13 protein-coding genes are annotated in these 14,410 nt (G+C 41.3%); 8 read left to right on the top strand and 5 right to left on the bottom strand.

Annotated features, from left to right (window positions below):
• Positions 1 to 2: 2 nt before the first annotated feature.
• The gene (locus tag LCM11_RS17895) at positions 3 to 212 is read right to left on the bottom strand and encodes a DNA-dependent RNA polymerase subunit epsilon (protein WP_014643045.1); all 210 of its coding nucleotides are present in this window, start codon (positions 210 to 212) and stop codon (positions 3 to 5) included.
• Between the two features lie 440 nt (positions 213 to 652).
• Here LCM11_RS17895 and LCM11_RS17890 point away from each other — a divergent pair, with 440 nt between their 5' ends.
• Positions 653 to 1,438, top strand: a complete 786-nt coding sequence (locus LCM11_RS17890) for a Cof-type HAD-IIB family hydrolase (RefSeq protein WP_224895641.1) — start codon at positions 653 to 655, stop codon at positions 1,436 to 1,438.
• A 726-nt stretch (positions 1,439 to 2,164) separates the two neighbouring features.
• Here the strand turns inward: LCM11_RS17890 and def are convergent.
• Entirely contained in the window at positions 2,165 to 2,719 is a 555-nt protein-coding gene (gene def / locus LCM11_RS17885; protein WP_224895640.1) for a peptide deformylase, read from the bottom strand.
• Positions 2,720 to 2,912: 193 nt separating this feature from the next.
• Between def and LCM11_RS17880 the strand changes: the two genes are divergently transcribed.
• From LCM11_RS17880 to lpdA, 5 genes are all read left to right on the top strand, one after another.
• On the top strand, positions 2,913 to 3,593 hold the full coding sequence (locus tag LCM11_RS17880; protein WP_224895639.1) for a YkyA family protein: 681 nt from the start codon (positions 2,913 to 2,915) through the stop codon (positions 3,591 to 3,593).
• Between the two features lie 435 nt (positions 3,594 to 4,028).
• Complete coding sequence (gene pdhA / locus LCM11_RS17875) at positions 4,029 to 5,111, top strand: pyruvate dehydrogenase (acetyl-transferring) E1 component subunit alpha (protein ID WP_318246159.1); 1,083 nt, start codon at positions 4,029 to 4,031, stop codon at positions 5,109 to 5,111.
• A 3-nt stretch (positions 5,112 to 5,114) separates the two neighbouring features.
• Entirely contained in the window at positions 5,115 to 6,092 is a 978-nt protein-coding gene (locus LCM11_RS17870; RefSeq protein WP_224895638.1) for an alpha-ketoacid dehydrogenase subunit beta, read from the top strand.
• Between the two features lie 27 nt (positions 6,093 to 6,119).
• Entirely contained in the window at positions 6,120 to 7,436 is a 1,317-nt protein-coding gene (locus tag LCM11_RS17865; protein WP_224895637.1) for a dihydrolipoamide acetyltransferase family protein, read from the top strand.
• Positions 7,437 to 7,439: 3 nt separating this feature from the next.
• On the top strand, positions 7,440 to 8,849 hold the full coding sequence (gene lpdA / locus LCM11_RS17860; protein ID WP_224895636.1) for a dihydrolipoyl dehydrogenase: 1,410 nt from the start codon (positions 7,440 to 7,442) through the stop codon (positions 8,847 to 8,849).
• Positions 8,850 to 9,014: 165 nt separating this feature from the next.
• Here lpdA and LCM11_RS17855 read toward each other — a convergent pair whose 3' ends face one another.
• The 3 genes from LCM11_RS17855 to LCM11_RS17845 all read right to left on the bottom strand — a co-directional run bounded on the left by LCM11_RS17855 (position 9,015) and on the right by LCM11_RS17845 (position 13,038).
• On the bottom strand, positions 9,015 to 9,401 hold the full coding sequence (locus LCM11_RS17855; protein ID WP_224895635.1) for a hypothetical protein: 387 nt from the start codon (positions 9,399 to 9,401) through the stop codon (positions 9,015 to 9,017).
• Between the two features lie 977 nt (positions 9,402 to 10,378).
• Entirely contained in the window at positions 10,379 to 11,920 is a 1,542-nt protein-coding gene (locus LCM11_RS17850) for a BCCT family transporter (protein WP_224895634.1), read from the bottom strand.
• A gap of 50 nt (positions 11,921 to 11,970) precedes the next feature.
• Positions 11,971 to 13,038 (bottom strand): FUSC family protein, encoded by a 1,068-nt coding sequence (locus LCM11_RS17845; RefSeq protein WP_224895633.1) that lies wholly within the window; start codon positions 13,036 to 13,038, stop codon positions 11,971 to 11,973.
• Positions 13,039 to 13,180: 142 nt separating this feature from the next.
• Between LCM11_RS17845 and LCM11_RS17840 the strand changes: the two genes are divergently transcribed.
• Positions 13,181 to 14,059, top strand: a complete 879-nt coding sequence (locus tag LCM11_RS17840; RefSeq protein WP_224895632.1) for a polysaccharide deacetylase family protein — start codon at positions 13,181 to 13,183, stop codon at positions 14,057 to 14,059.
• Between the two features lie 201 nt (positions 14,060 to 14,260).
• Complete coding sequence (locus LCM11_RS17835) at positions 14,261 to 14,377, top strand: GapA-binding peptide SR1P (RefSeq protein ID WP_412098160.1); 117 nt, start codon at positions 14,261 to 14,263, stop codon at positions 14,375 to 14,377.
• The last annotated feature ends 33 nt before the right edge of the window (positions 14,378 to 14,410 follow it).

The raw sequence follows: 14,410 nt of genomic DNA, 5'->3' as shown, positions 1-14,410 counted from the left end.
CGTTACAGGTTCTCCACTTGATAATCTTCGGATTGCTGTTCATACGCCAGGTGATCCTCATTAAGCACCTGGATATATTCAATGTTAAATCCTTTATTAGCCAATTTTTCACGAACTCTTCTTTCGGTTTCCGCTTCTACGTACATGGCTTGGGTACGTTCGCGGACAGGAACTTCTTTCGCCAGTTCCTGATATAATACTTTGTATATCATTACATTATCGCTCCTAACTAGATATAATTTCCACATTCTTGTCCTGTCATTAATAATAGCACGTTTAATTATCGTATGGTAATGATAACGGTAGTTGAACTAGCTTTTGGAGCCATCCGGCCAGCGGGCTCTAAGCATATGTCTTACGTTCCATCAATTTTTTCCAACGTTTTTTCAGCTTTCGTAACAATCGCTTCATCATGGTGAATCCATCCCCTTCCACTGATGAAAAAAGCACTAAAACGTTAACCGCCCAATCCCTGTTACTACTAGTATAATACGGTTTGATTAAGAATGAAACATTTACATAGTAGAATTTGTTATTATGGTTTGTTTTTCTTCTCAAATTTATCCTCTCGTGCTACAGTATAGCCAAACAATCTACTTAATTATGATGGAATAACCAAATAGTTATGGAATACAGAGATGGAGGAACTTTTATGGACAAGAAAATCGCGTTTTTCGATATCGACGGGACATTACTCAATCATCAGAAACAATTGCCAGAAGAAACGAAAAAAGCTATAAAACAGCTGCAAAATTCTGGAGTTTACTGCGCAATTGCTACAGGACGTGCACCATTCATGTATGAAGAAATAAGGGAAGAGCTTGGAATCGATTCCTTTGTAAGTTTTAATGGGCAATACGTCATATTTGAAGGGGAAGTCGTCTACAAAAATCCTCTTTCCGAAAATTACTTGGAAAAGTTACATGAACATGCTCAGGAAAACAACCATCCCATGGTTTTTATGAATCATGAAACCATGAGGGCTTCCGAGCAAGGAAGTTCTCATATAGAAAAAAGCCTGGGTTCCCTGTTTATCGACTATCCTCAGGTAGATGAGTCTTTTTATAAAGACCGGGAAATTTTCCAATCGCTTTTATTCTGTCAGGGAGGGGAAATTGAAGATTATCGAAGCGTTCACAAAGCATTTGATTACATCCGCTGGCACCCATACTCCTGTGATGTTTTACCAGGAGGAGGTTCGAAAGCTGAGGGAATTAAAAAAATGATTGAAGCAGCTGGTCTTCGAATTGAGGATTCCTTTGCATTCGGGGACGGATTAAATGATATTGAAATGCTGCGTGAAACGGGTACAGGAGTAGCTATGGGAAACGCTGTTCCCGAAGCTAAAGAGGTTAGTGATATGGTAACTACCGATGTAAATGAAGGTGGATTAGTAAAAGCCATCTATGAGTTGGAACTCATAAAGCCCCGCACCTGAATAGGAAGTATTGATATTGAAGTAAAGCTCCCGTTTGTTGAAGACTTGATTTCGAGATATTTAGGTTGAGAGGACAGTCCTTCGGGGGATGATTTCGCTTTCCGTGGGCATGTGGTAAGCTTCCTCAGGCTCCGCCTTCCGGGATCTTACCGATCATGTTCATCCCACAGGAGTCTCCATCATCCCCCTCCGGACTTGCCAAATCAGAAACTCGAAATCCTCCAATAATGACTCCTATAAGTAATCGGGTAACAATAGAGCATCTAGCTTATTTAAGTGTACAATCCCTGACATATAAGGGTTTAAGGTTGATCCAGAACGATCATCTCACTTATAGAAGGGTCCGTTCATTTTTCCATCATAGGGTGGTGGAGGAAACGACGAGACTCCCGCGGGAGAAGGAGCTAGGCGAGACCCCACAGGGAGTGGTAACGACTGAGGAGGCTCTTTGAAAAGGAGGATCGACTAAAGTCGCCACGTCCTGTGGCAACGTCGATCGACCCTACATCTTGTAGGGCCGCAGGTAAGCGAGTTGTTTCCGTAGCCAGCCCCTCTCTATATCGGCAACGGACCAAATATATCTCGAAATCGAGTCTTCAACAATTCGGTCCTATTGTTGAATAAGGCTCTGAAATTCATTAAACAATTGGCACATTAGGACTATGGTGTCTTTATAAAGCCAAAAAAGAAGCCTGCCGAAATTTCGGCAGGCTTCTTTTATTAACTTTATCGATCAGCAGGAACAGCATTCTCAGGCTCTTTAAATGGATCATCAGGGTCAATATGATCATAGAACATAATGCCATGAAGATGATCAATTTCATGCTGAAAAACAATCGAGGCATAATCCTTCAGGCGAAGTTTAACTTCGTTGCCTTCAAGATCTGTCGCTTTTACTGTGATCCTTCGATACCTTGGCACATATCCAGGTACTTCCCGATCAACAGATAAGCACCCCTCTCCTGTTGAAAGGTAAGTACGTTCCACCGAATGACTTACAATACGAGGATTAAATAGTCCGTAGCTGTAGAGTTTATCTTTTAAATCAATAAAATGTACGGCAAGCATTCGTTTGTTTACATTAATCTGGGGTGCTGCTAAACCCACGCCAGGACGCAGCCCATAACGATCGCACACTTGTTCGTCCTGACTGTTCTTTAAATACTGAAGCATGGATTCCAGGGTTTCCTTGTTTTCTTCAGAAGGAGGAAGAGCTACTTCTTCAGTTACCTTCCGCAGGGCAGGGTGCCCTTCCCGGACAATATCTTCCATAGTTATCATACTAAACATCCTTTCCCACTTGAACATTATACCATCTTATATAAATAGGGAAGCGGACCTGTGTCTTTGCTCCAAGATTATTGGAAACATTTGAAAAAAGTCACTTCCAATTTAATTTCATTTATTATACTATTGTACATATCACAAGATTACAATCATGTTTTAGGATCAGTCTGCATAAAAAGGAGGGGAAATGACCGTGCGTTTACGTTTGTTTATGGTATTGGCAGCAGCTATTTTTATAATGACTGCCTGTACAGGTCCTTCTGCTCAGGAAGAGGTGTATAATCACCTGGAAGAAGCAGTGGAGAAAGAGGAAGGTTTCCGGGAACAGCAGCAGCCTCTCGTTAAGCTGGAAAACGAGGAGCAGGAGCTTTATAAGAAAATAATCGATTTGAATATGGATCAATTCGATAAAATTCAGTCACTTTCAAAGGAAGCAGCAGGAATTGTAGAAGAAAGACAGGAGAAGCTTGAAGCAGAAAAAGAGAGTATTGATGCCGCCAAGGAAGAATTCGACGAAATCGAACCGCTTATCGATGAGCTAGATGAAGAAAATGCCGAGGCTAAAGAAACAGCCAAGGAACTTGTGGATACGATGGACAACCGTTACCAGGCGTATCAGAAATTATATGAAGCTTATAATGAAGCTTTAAAGCTTGATAGTGAATTGTATGAGATGCTTCAAAACAAAGAATTAGCAGAAGAAGATATGGAAAAGAAGATTGAAAGTATTAATAACAGCTATGATCAGGTAATTGAAGCAAACAAAGAGTTCAACCAACATACGGACGAGTATAATAAACAAAAGAAAGAACTTTACGAAGCACTTGATCTCAATATATCCTACGAAGAAACTGAAAAGTCCGAATGATATTCAGAACCAATTAGCAAGCTTTACATACTTATCAACCGTCAGCGTCTGGCGGTTTTTTTATTTGCATGATACAGAGAAAAAACTTAAAATTAATACAGGCTTAATTTTTCAATGGTACAGTAGAGGCGATTTAGCGATCTTTTTTCGTCATATTACACGCCCTGCATGCTAGTCATAGAACTATATATGGGTTATAGATAAGGTTATAATTGACGAATGATGTTGAATTGAGCTAAACTACTAAGTGGATTTACATTGTACCATTAAATCTTCCAGGGAAAATGTAACAGTTTAGCTGAGATTTTGCGTATGATTAGTGAAGTTGTGTACAGGGTAATACGTAAAGAGCAAATCTGTACAGTTTTTTTTCATATTTGGGAAAGCTACTCACAGCATCTATTTTTAGAATAAGAAAGGAAGAGGTGAACGATTTTGAAACGTACTCTTGAGAACATTGAAAATCAGTTCGAAATGTTTCAAATCATGAACGAAGAAGGCGAAATCGTCAATGAAGACGCAATGCCTGATTTATCAGACGAAGATTTAAAAGAAATTATGAAGCGTATGGTTTATACGCGTATATTGGATCAGCGTTCCATCGCGTTAAACCGTCAGGGACGACTTGGTTTCTACGCTCCTACAGCAGGACAGGAAGCTTCTCAGCTTGGAAGTCAATATGCACTGGAGAAAGCAGACTTTATTCTTCCAGGCTACCGTGATGTGCCTCAACTAATTTGGCACGGTCTTCCTCTATACCAGGCTTTCCTATTTTCCCGTGGCCACTTTAAAGGAAACCAAATGCCAGAAGGCGTGAATGCAGTTAGTCCACAAATCATCATCGGTGCTCAAATTACTCAAGCAGCTGGTGTGGGACTAGGCTTCAAAAAACGAGGCCAGGATGCAGTGGCTATTACTTATACCGGTGACGGCGGAGCATCCCAGGGTGACTTCTATGAAGGAATTAACTTTGCCGGAGCCTTTGGCGCACAAGCAATTTTCGTTGTGCAAAATAACCGATTTGCAATCTCTGTTCCAGTTGAAAAGCAGTCTGCTGCTCAAACTATTGCTCAAAAAGCAGTTGCAGCTGGTATTGAAGGAATCCAAGTAGACGGAATGGACGTACTTGCCGTATATGCAGCTACAAAAGAAGCGCGTAAACGTGCGGTTGACGGTGAAGGTCCAACATTAATTGAGACCCTGACTTATCGATATGGTCCACACACAATGGCTGGTGACGACCCAACACGTTACCGTACAGATGACGAAGACAGCGAATGGGAGAAGAAAGATCCAATCGTTCGTTTCCGTAAGTATCTTGAAGGTAAGGACCTGTGGTCTGAAGAAGAAGAAAATGAATTAATTGAAAAAACAAAAGAAGAAATTAAAGCTGCTGTTAAAGAAGCAGATAATACACCGAAACAAAAAGTTACTGATCTAATCAGCAACATGCACGAACAACTTCCACCTAACCTAGAAGAACAGATGGAAGAATATAAGGAAAAGGAGTCGAAGTAGACCATGGCACAAATGACAATGATCCAAGCTATCACAAACGCGATGCATACTGAGCTTAAAAATGACGAAAACGTGCTGATTTACGGTGAAGACGTTGGTCAAAACGGCGGAGTATTCCGTGCGACGGAAGGTCTTCAAGACGAATTCGGTGAAGATCGCGTATTCGATACGCCACTAGCTGAATCTGGAATTGGCGGTATGTCCATCGGACTTGCTTTGACTGGCTTCCGTCCAGTACCTGAAATTCAGTTCTTTGGTTTCGTCTATGAAACAATGGACGCGATCAATGGTCAAATGGCACGTTACCGCTACCGTACAGGTAATACTCGTTCTATGCCGATCACAATTCGTTCTCCTTTTGGCGGCGGCGTGCATACACCTGAACTTCACGCTGACAGTCTTGAAGGGCTAATTGCTCAGCAGCCTGGAGTGCGTGTCGTTATTCCTTCTACACCATACGATGCTAAAGGACTATTAATTTCCTCTATTCGAGATAACGACCCTGTCGTTTTCCTTGAGCATATGAAATTATACCGCTCTTTCCGCGGCGAAGTACCGGAAGAAGAATATACAATCGAACTTGATAAAGCAGATATTAAACGCGAAGGTACTGACGTAACTCTTGTAGCGTATGGTGCGATGGTTCATTCCTGCCTTAAAGCAGCTGAAGAGCTTGAGGAAAATGGCGTGAGTGCAGAAGTTATCGATCTTCGCACAGTCAGCCCAGTTGACTATGAAACCATTCTTGAATCCGTGAAGAAAACAAATCGTGCTGTTGTTGTGCAGGAAGCGCAAAAACAGGCAGGTATTGCGGCAAGCGTTGCAGCTGAAATTCAAGAAAAAGCCATTCTGCATCTTGAGGCTCCAGTGCTGCGTGTTCACGCACCAGATACTGTTTATGCATTCACTCAAGCAGAGGAAGTTTGGCTTCCAAACTACAATTCTGTAGTTGAAAAAGTTAACCAAGTAATGAACTTTTAATCATTATAAAAATGGGAGGTAGTAAGCGTGGCATTTGAATTTAAACTGCCTGATATCGGTGAAGGTATCCACGAAGGTGAAATTGCCAAATGGTTTGTAAAACCAGGTGATGAAATTAAAGAAGACGACGTCATTTGCGAAGTGCAAAACGACAAAGCAGTTGTTGAAATCCCGTCTCAAGTCGATGGAACAGTAAAAGAAATCCATGTCGAAGAAGGCGAAACAACTACAGTAGGAACGGTCATTATCACAATTGACGACGGTTCCGAAGATACAGGTTCTGATGAAGGATCTTCCGATGAATCTGAAGAAGAGTCAAAAGAAGAACCAAAAGAAGAAAAACAATCGGAATCAAAAGAAGAAAAGTCTGCTTCTGAACAGCCTGCGGCTGAAGATGACAGTGATGTAGATGAAGATAAGCGTGTCGTAGCTATGCCATCCGTACGTAAGTTTGCACGCGATAACGATGTAGATATCCGTAAAGTACAAGGCTCTGGTAAAAACGGCCGTATCTTGAAAGAAGATGTTGAAAGCTTCATGAGCGGTGATCAGACAGAAGCTCAAGACACAACGTCCACTGAGGAAACAGAAGATCAAGAAACAGCAGCAGCGGCTCAGACAGCTCCAGCAGCTGGAGAAGCATATCCTGAAACTCGCGAGAAAATGAGCGGTATGCGTAAAGCTATTGCTAAAGCTATGGTGAACTCTAAACAGACAGCTCCTCACGTAACCCTTATGGATGAAGTAGACGTTACTGAACTTGTCGCTCACCGTAAGAAATTCAAAGCAGTAGCTGCTGAACAGGATATTAAGCTGACTTACTTGCCTTATGTAGTAAAAGCGCTTGTATCAACGCTTAAGAAATACCCAGTATTAAATACGTCACTTGATGATGATAAAGATGAAATTATTCAAAAACACTATTATAATATTGGTATTGCAGCAGACACCGACAAAGGCTTGCTTGTACCAGTGGTGAAAGATTCAGACCGTAAGTCGATCTTCTCCATCTCAAGTGAAGTTAATGAATTGGCAGTTAAAGCTCGCGATGGTAAACTGACATCTGAAGAAATGAAAGGCGCATCTACAACGATCACAAATATCGGTTCTGCCGGTGGTCAATGGTTTACTCCAGTAATCAATCATCCAGAAGTTGCTATTCTAGGAATTGGACGTATTGCTGAAAAACCAATGGTTCGTGACGGCGAAGTAGTTGTAGCTCCTGTTCTTGCTATTTCCCTAAGCTTTGACCACCGTATCATCGATGGTGCAACAGCTCAGCATGCAATGAATAACATCAAGCGTTTACTGAACGATCCACAACTAATTATGATGGAGGCGTAAAGTATGGTAGTAGGAGATTTTCCAATTGAACTAGATACGTTAGTCATAGGAGCGGGACCTGGCGGCTATGTAGCTGCCATCCGTGCCGCTCAAACTGGACAAAACGTAACAATCGTAGACAAAGGTAACCTTGGAGGAGTCTGCTTGAACGTAGGCTGTGTTCCTTCCAAAGCACTTATTCAGGCGGGTCACCGCTATGAGCACGCTAAAGGTGCCGAAGACATGGGTATTCAGTCTGAAAACACGACGGTAGACTTTTCTAAAGTACAAGAGTGGAAGAGCGGAGTCGTTCAGAAGCTTACCGGCGGTGTAGAAGGACTGCTTAAAAACAACAAAGTTGATATCGTAAAAGGTGAAGTCTATTTCGTAGATAAAAATACAGTGCGTATTATGGATGACAAGAATTCCCAGACATATACGTTTAATAACTGTATTATCGCGACTGGCTCCCGTCCGATTGAGCTTCCTAACTTCAAATTCTCTGAGCGCGTCATTGACTCTACTGGAGCACTTGCGCTTAATGAGGTACCGAAGAAAATGGTCGTTATCGGTGGCGGTTACATCGGTACAGAGTTAGGTACGGCGTATGCTAATTTCGATACCGAAGTAACGATTCTGGAAGGGATGAAAGACATCCTTGGCGGCTTTGAGAAGCAGATGTCCTCACTTGTTAAAAAGCGCTTGAAGAAAAAAGGCGTGGATATTGTTACGAGTGCTATGGCACAAGGCGTAGAAGAAACAGAAGATGGCGTAAAAGTAACCTATGAAGTAAAAGGTGAAGAAAAAACCATCGAAGCTGATTACGTGCTTGTAACCGTAGGACGCCGTCCGAATACAGACGAAATTGGTCTTGAAGAACTTGGCGTTGAAATGAGCGACAAAGGCGTTATTCAAATCGACAAGCAATGCCGCACGAACTTTGATAACATTTATGCGATTGGTGACATTGTTGATGGACCACCGCTTGCTCATAAAGCTTCTTATGAAGGTAAAATTGCAGCAGAAGTTATTGCTGGCGAGAAATCGGAAATCGATTATCTAGGGATCCCTGCTGTAGTGTTCTCCGATCCAGAACTTGCTTCTGTTGGCTATACAGAAGATGAAGCTAAAGAAGCTGGATACGATGTGAAAGCTTCTAAGTTCCCATTCGGAGCTAACGGACGTGCGCTTTCTCTAAATGATAGTGACGGTTTCTTGAAACTGATTACACGTAAAGACGACAATTTAGTAATTGGTGCTCAAATCGCTGGACCAAATGCAAGTGACATGGTGTCTGAACTAGGACTTGCCATTGAAGCAGGAATGACTGCTGAAGATCTTGCCTTGACTATCCATGCTCACCCAACTCTAGGTGAGATTACAATGGAAGCAGCTGAAGTAGCTATGGGCAGCCCGATTCACATCACTAAATAATGTAAGTAGAGAAAACTCCTGAACCATTTTGGTTCAGGAGTTTTTTTAGGGAACGTATAGACCACTCACTATAATCATTGAACACTTAAATTGTGAATGCAGCTAAGTCCGTTTTATGATTTCTTTATTCCACATTCAATGTAAAAACTCCTGAGCGGAATCCGTTCAGGAGTTTTTATTAGTTAAAGATATGGAACTTTCTAATTTATTCATAATATCCTCAGATCCAGAATCTCCGGAGATTAATTCGATGACCTTCCCGTCTTTCTTAACCACGAGAGCGGGGAGCTGGTCCTCATCAACTTCAATTTGTCCTGTATTAGCCTCTGATTGCTTAAATGAAAGAGGTTTGCGCTCGTGTTTCTTTTTCCAATTAAGTAGAGCAGTTAAATAGTTATCGGCATTTGATGGATTGTCATTATCCAACTCCGTATATAAATAAACAGCATAAGATTCAGAATGAGCTTGTAAAACTTCTACATTGTCAGATTGAGGAATGCAGCCTGCTAGTAAAATGATGAGTATTAATGAAGTAATCCTACTGTATGTCATGGATTGTCTGCACTCCTTTCTAATCTGCTGCAGGACAAGTGTAACAAACAAAAAGGACGATTCTTTCGTTGTAATGGAGATGTCATTGAAATGATAACCGAGTGTTTTATCATTAATCCGTATGTTAATAAATAATCAATTTTGTAACACGAAATAGGGAAGAGCAAACAGACGAACGTCCATGTCTGGAGTTTACAGATAAGCTCCCGTTACTTGAAGACTCAATTTCGAGATAACTCCGGTCCGTTGCTAAAAAGAATGAGGGCGGCTACGGAAACAACTCGCTTTCCTACGGGGAACTGGCAAGCCTCCTCAGTCGCTATCGCTCCTTGTGGGGTCTAGCCTAGCTCCTTCTCCCGTGGGAGTCTCGTCGTTTCCTTCGCCACCCAAACGATATCTAGTGAACGGATCCTGCTATAGAAGAAAAGACTCTAGCTGAGTCTTCCTTAAATGCTTATATAACAGGGTTCCTACGCTTTAACAAACGTAAAAATCAGCATAGATGACCTTGTTCATTGTAAGACGTTAATGCAGAGATTTCGTGCTCTCAATAATCGCAAAGGGGCGGAAGAGAACGGCGAAGACTCCTGCGGGATGAACATGACAGGTGAGGCCCCGGAAGGCGCCAGCCTGAGGAGACTCAACGTATATAAATAAGTTCGACTAAGAGCTCCACGTCGTGTGGCAACGTCGAACGACCCTGCATCGTGCAGGGCCGGAAAGCGAGCCGTTCCCTGGAGCCCCTTTCTCCACACAATATCTCGAAACTGAGTCTTCAAGTAATCGGTCCTTTAGTGTAATAAGCCTTGTATGTAAAATCAGCGATTAGGTTTAATTTAGTTTTTGAATGAAGAGGCGAAGTAAGAGGTTTTTATAGTAAAGTACTCCTTTTCATTTTAAATGAAGATAAAAAAAAGACCGTCGAGAGAGTCTCGACGGTCTGGCAACGCTCCTATAAAGGAGGGTAGAATTTAATGTTAGCTAGATGTTTTTTTCTTTTTAAGTCCAGCTTCTTTTGCATCATCATTAAATGTCTTATAAAGCGAGAAGCAGATCAAAATCATGATAATGGTAAAAGGGAAAGCTGAAATAATAGCTGCTGTCTGTAAGGCATTTAATCCGCCTTGCCATAGAAGTACGGCAGCTGCTCCGGCTTGAATAACACCCCAGGTGAATTTCACTTGGTTTTTAGGGTTCAGGCTGCCATTGGTCGTCTGCATTCCAAGAACGAAAGTAGCTGAGTCAGCTGACGTTATAAAGAATGTACTGATTAATAGAAGACCAATTAGGGACATCACACCGCCCAGAGGAATGTGCTCAAGCATAGAGAATAGAGCCACTTCGTTACCAAGTTCGTTCACATCAGAAATGATGTTAACTCCATTGAAATACTCTAGAGAAATGGCAGTTCCGCCAAATACAGAGAACCACAGAGCACCGAAAACAGTTGGTACTAGAAGTACACCTAGAATAAATTCACGGATTGTACGTCCTTTAGAAACACGGGCAATAAAGGTTCCTACGAATGGAGCCCAGGAAAGCCACCAAGCCCAGTAGAATATCGTCCAGTCTTTTACCCATGTACTGTCTTCTGCGAATGGTGTCAGACGGAAGCTCATATACGGAAGGTCACGTACATACGAACCGAACGTAGTCGTAAAGAAATCCATAATAAAGTTCGTAGGTCCAGCGAACAATGTAAAGAGCATAAGCAACAGGGCCAGTACAATGTTGGTATTACTCAAATACTTAATTCCTTTATTTAAACCGGTCATGGCTGAGACCATAAACAGAACGGTTACCGCGAGAATAATAATTAATTGCAGAGTGAATGTATCTTCAAGTCCTTCAAACGAAAAGGCTAGTCCACTTGAAATCTGCAGGGCACCAAGTCCAAGGGAAGTGGCTACACCAAAAATTGTTGCAAATACCGCAATAAAGTCAATTAATGTTCCAAGCGGACCTTTTACTCGTTTCTCTCCTAATAAAGGAACTAAAGTAGCACTGATCACGCCTGGCGCATCTTTTCTGAACTTGAAATACGCAAGTGCCAGAGCAATCACAGCGTAAAATGCCCATGGATGTAAGCCCCAGTGGAAAAAGCTGTATTTCATAGCTGATTGTGCGGCTTCTTCCGTTGCAGGCTCCTGTCCAACAACAGGTGGAGTGTGGAAGTGGGAAAGTGGTTCCGCTGCTCCCCAGAATACAAGTCCAATACCCATACCCGCACTGAACAACATAGCGAACCAAGTGATATAAGGATATTCAGGCTCATCATCAGGCTTTCCTAGTTTTAACTTACCGAATTTAGAAAAGACTAAATAAATGGCGAATATAACAAATCCGGTAGCTGATAATAGATAGAACCATCCGAATTTGTCCGTTAAAAACCCTTGAATTTGTCCAGTTACATTAGTCAAGTTCCAAGTAGGCAGCACAGTATCAGGGATTATTCCCCAGGCGATAAATAGAAATGCTACGACTACTGATATATAAAATACTTTCGAAACCTGTTTCACGTTGATCATCCCTTCTTACTTTATTTCTAGAGTGATTTGGAAAACAAATGTTACTGTCCATAGCAGTCATGGACTAATTTCTGCTGCTTATGAGACATGTTTTGAAGTTCTTCCAGTACATCATGAAAACATAATAGTTCATAAATGAGAATCGTTTGCTGCGGCAGATGATGTCTGTACTTAGAGTCCCTTTGCACATGCTCTTCTTTCCATTTCCAAAAGACTTGGTCCAGCCTTTCGACCCTTGTAAACTGATCTTCGCTAATAGTATGAGTGGGGTCTTGCAGAACTTTAACATAATTCTCAGTCAGATTCTCAAGCAAATCGATTTCAGCCTCCGTAAAATCTGCAGCCTTTGTATTGACATACTGAAGGTTTCCCAGATGATAAGCGATTTGTTGAAAAGTTCTGAGCTTCTTCTGAGAAAATTGAAAGGCTAACATTTCTTCTTTCGTATGTCTGTGATATTTCCACTCTTCTCTTTGAAATTGAGACAGCTGATATGTTCTTTCCAAATGGGCAGTTAACTGACGATAGGATTTTTGGATCCCACGATTTTTCTCTTTAGAATCTGCAGTAATGCTTGATATTATTCGCTGGAGCAGGACACCAGCCTGATTATACAAATCATTAATATTTTTGTAAATCATGGGGGAATAGTTAGGTGGTAAAAGGAAAAAGTTTACAAGGGTCGAAAGAACGATGCCAATTGAAGTAGTACCCAATCTGCTGAAAAACGAAACAATATGATGGTCTTGAAATTCAGGAATCATAGCAGTGGCTGTAATAGTGGCCACAATAATTCCATCATCCAGTTTTAATTTATGGCAGACCGCTATGGTCAGCATGGCTACCAGAGCGAAGGTTAAAGCTCCCTTACCTAGAAAACTGTAAAACACGGTCGCTAACAAAGCCCCAATAGCAGAGGCTGGGAAGCGTACCATCGCTTTTTTAATCGAATCTGCAGCCGTATGCTCAACTGTAACAATGGCTGTTATGACGGCAAAAACGATAGGCAAATTAAAAAAACCACAAATTAGTGCGGTTAAAAATACAGAAATCCCCGTTTTTAAAGTACGTCCACCTAGAATTTTAAAACGCTTCAATTTTTGAAACATACATACCACCTAAATTTTTAATAACTGCCCAAAGGTTAACGATTAAATATTATAACCTAAATTTCTATATAACGATAGCCGAAATCCACATTCTTCTTATATAATAGTGTAGTTGGAAATACATAACAGTGGAGGGACTACTATGAAAAGATTGGGCATATTTTTATTATTGATTCTAGTATTATCGGCTTGCGGCGGTGTGAGTGGTCAAGATAGCGGCGAAGGAGATCAAGGAAAGAATAAGGACCAAACAGCGCAGGAGACAGACGAAAAAAAAGATTCAACTGAGGAAGAAAAGGAAGAAAATAAAGAAAATAAACCTGAGAAAGCAGAAAAAAACAAGGAGTCAGAAGAAGCGGCTGCCGAAGCGTCACCTGAAGCGCCAAAAGAAGCTCAGTATCAGTTAACAGGTAACTGGTCATTTGAGCCGATAAATGATGCTGAGCCTAAAGTAGCTCTTCTAACGATAGATGATGCTCCTGATGAGCATGGAGTGGAAATGGCGAAAACTTTAAAAGCAGCAGATGCTCCAGCTATATTCTTTGTAAACGGCCACTTTATTGATTCAGAAGAAGGCAAAGAAAAACTTAGAAAAATTCATGAACTAGGCTTCCCTATCGGCAACCATACCATGACCCATGCTTCTTTACCTGACTTATCGCAAGAAGAACAAAAAGAAGAGATCGTGGGGTTAAATGATAAAATCGAAGAAATCATTGGTGAACGTCCAAAATTCTTCCGTGCACCTTTTGGGCAAAACACGGATTACTCCGAACAGTTAGCTGCTGAAGAGAACATGCTGCTTATGAATTGGACTTATGGGTATGATTGGAATGAAGAATACATGGATGCTGATAACCTGGCGGATATTATGGTAAATACGGACTTACTTGGAAATGGTGCCAACCTGCTTATGCATGATCGTGAATGGACAAACGATGCCCTTGAGGACATTGTGAAGGGACTTCGCAGCAAAGGCTATGACCTGCTTGATCCAGCTCTCATAAAGACACCGGAATAATATTCCATAGAAATAAAGGGTGATTACTCGATCATCCTTTTTTTAATGGACTATTTTGGACCTCAAAAACATAATATGAAATGAGTATAACTCATTAGTGTGGCACATTTTAAAAAATGTTATACTTTTGGGCTTGATTTTTAGATTGTGCCATATTAAAATGAATGTACATTGAAAGCGATTACAAATCATAAGGAGTGGATGTTAATGGGTACAATCGTTTGTCAAGACTGTCAGAAAGTGATTGAACACTACGAAAATGAAAAGGTATCGACCCTTTACAGCACATGTCCTACGTGCCATACAACGGAAAAATAGAAGATGCAAAAAGCCCGCTGCCTTTCTGGCAGC

It is taken from the genome of Halobacillus halophilus, from assembly GCF_020171985.1.
In the GTDB taxonomy this organism is placed as follows: Bacteria; Bacillota; Bacilli; order Bacillales; family Halobacillaceae; genus Halobacillus; species Halobacillus halophilus_A.
The sequence above is the reverse complement of the archived record's forward strand: the minus strand, read 5'-3'. Positions and strand labels throughout refer to the sequence as shown.

Bases quoted from the DNA above. Each gene is read 5' to 3' on its own strand.
- def (WP_224895640.1), bottom strand. From the start codon at position 2,719: ATGATAACTATGGAAGATATTGTCCGGGAAGGGCACCCTGCCCTGCGG.
- LCM11_RS17890 (WP_224895641.1), top strand. From the start codon at position 653: ATGGACAAGAAAATCGCGTTTTTCGATATCGACGGGACATTACTCAAT.
- LCM11_RS17870 (WP_224895638.1), top strand. From the start codon at position 5,115: ATGGCACAAATGACAATGATCCAAGCTATCACAAACGCGATGCATACT.
- LCM11_RS17845 (WP_224895633.1), bottom strand. From the start codon at position 13,038: ATGTTTCAAAAATTGAAGCGTTTTAAAATTCTAGGTGGACGTACTTTA.
- LCM11_RS17840 (WP_224895632.1), top strand. From the start codon at position 13,181: ATGAAAAGATTGGGCATATTTTTATTATTGATTCTAGTATTATCGGCT.
- lpdA (WP_224895636.1), top strand. From the start codon at position 7,440: ATGGTAGTAGGAGATTTTCCAATTGAACTAGATACGTTAGTCATAGGA.
- LCM11_RS17855 (WP_224895635.1), bottom strand. From the start codon at position 9,401: ATGACATACAGTAGGATTACTTCATTAATACTCATCATTTTACTAGCA.
- LCM11_RS17835 (WP_412098160.1), top strand. From the start codon at position 14,261: ATGTTAATGGGTACAATCGTTTGTCAAGACTGTCAGAAAGTGATTGAA.
- LCM11_RS17895 (WP_014643045.1), bottom strand. From the start codon at position 212: ATGATATACAAAGTATTATATCAGGAACTGGCGAAAGAAGTTCCTGTC.
- LCM11_RS17880 (WP_224895639.1), top strand. From the start codon at position 2,913: ATGACCGTGCGTTTACGTTTGTTTATGGTATTGGCAGCAGCTATTTTT.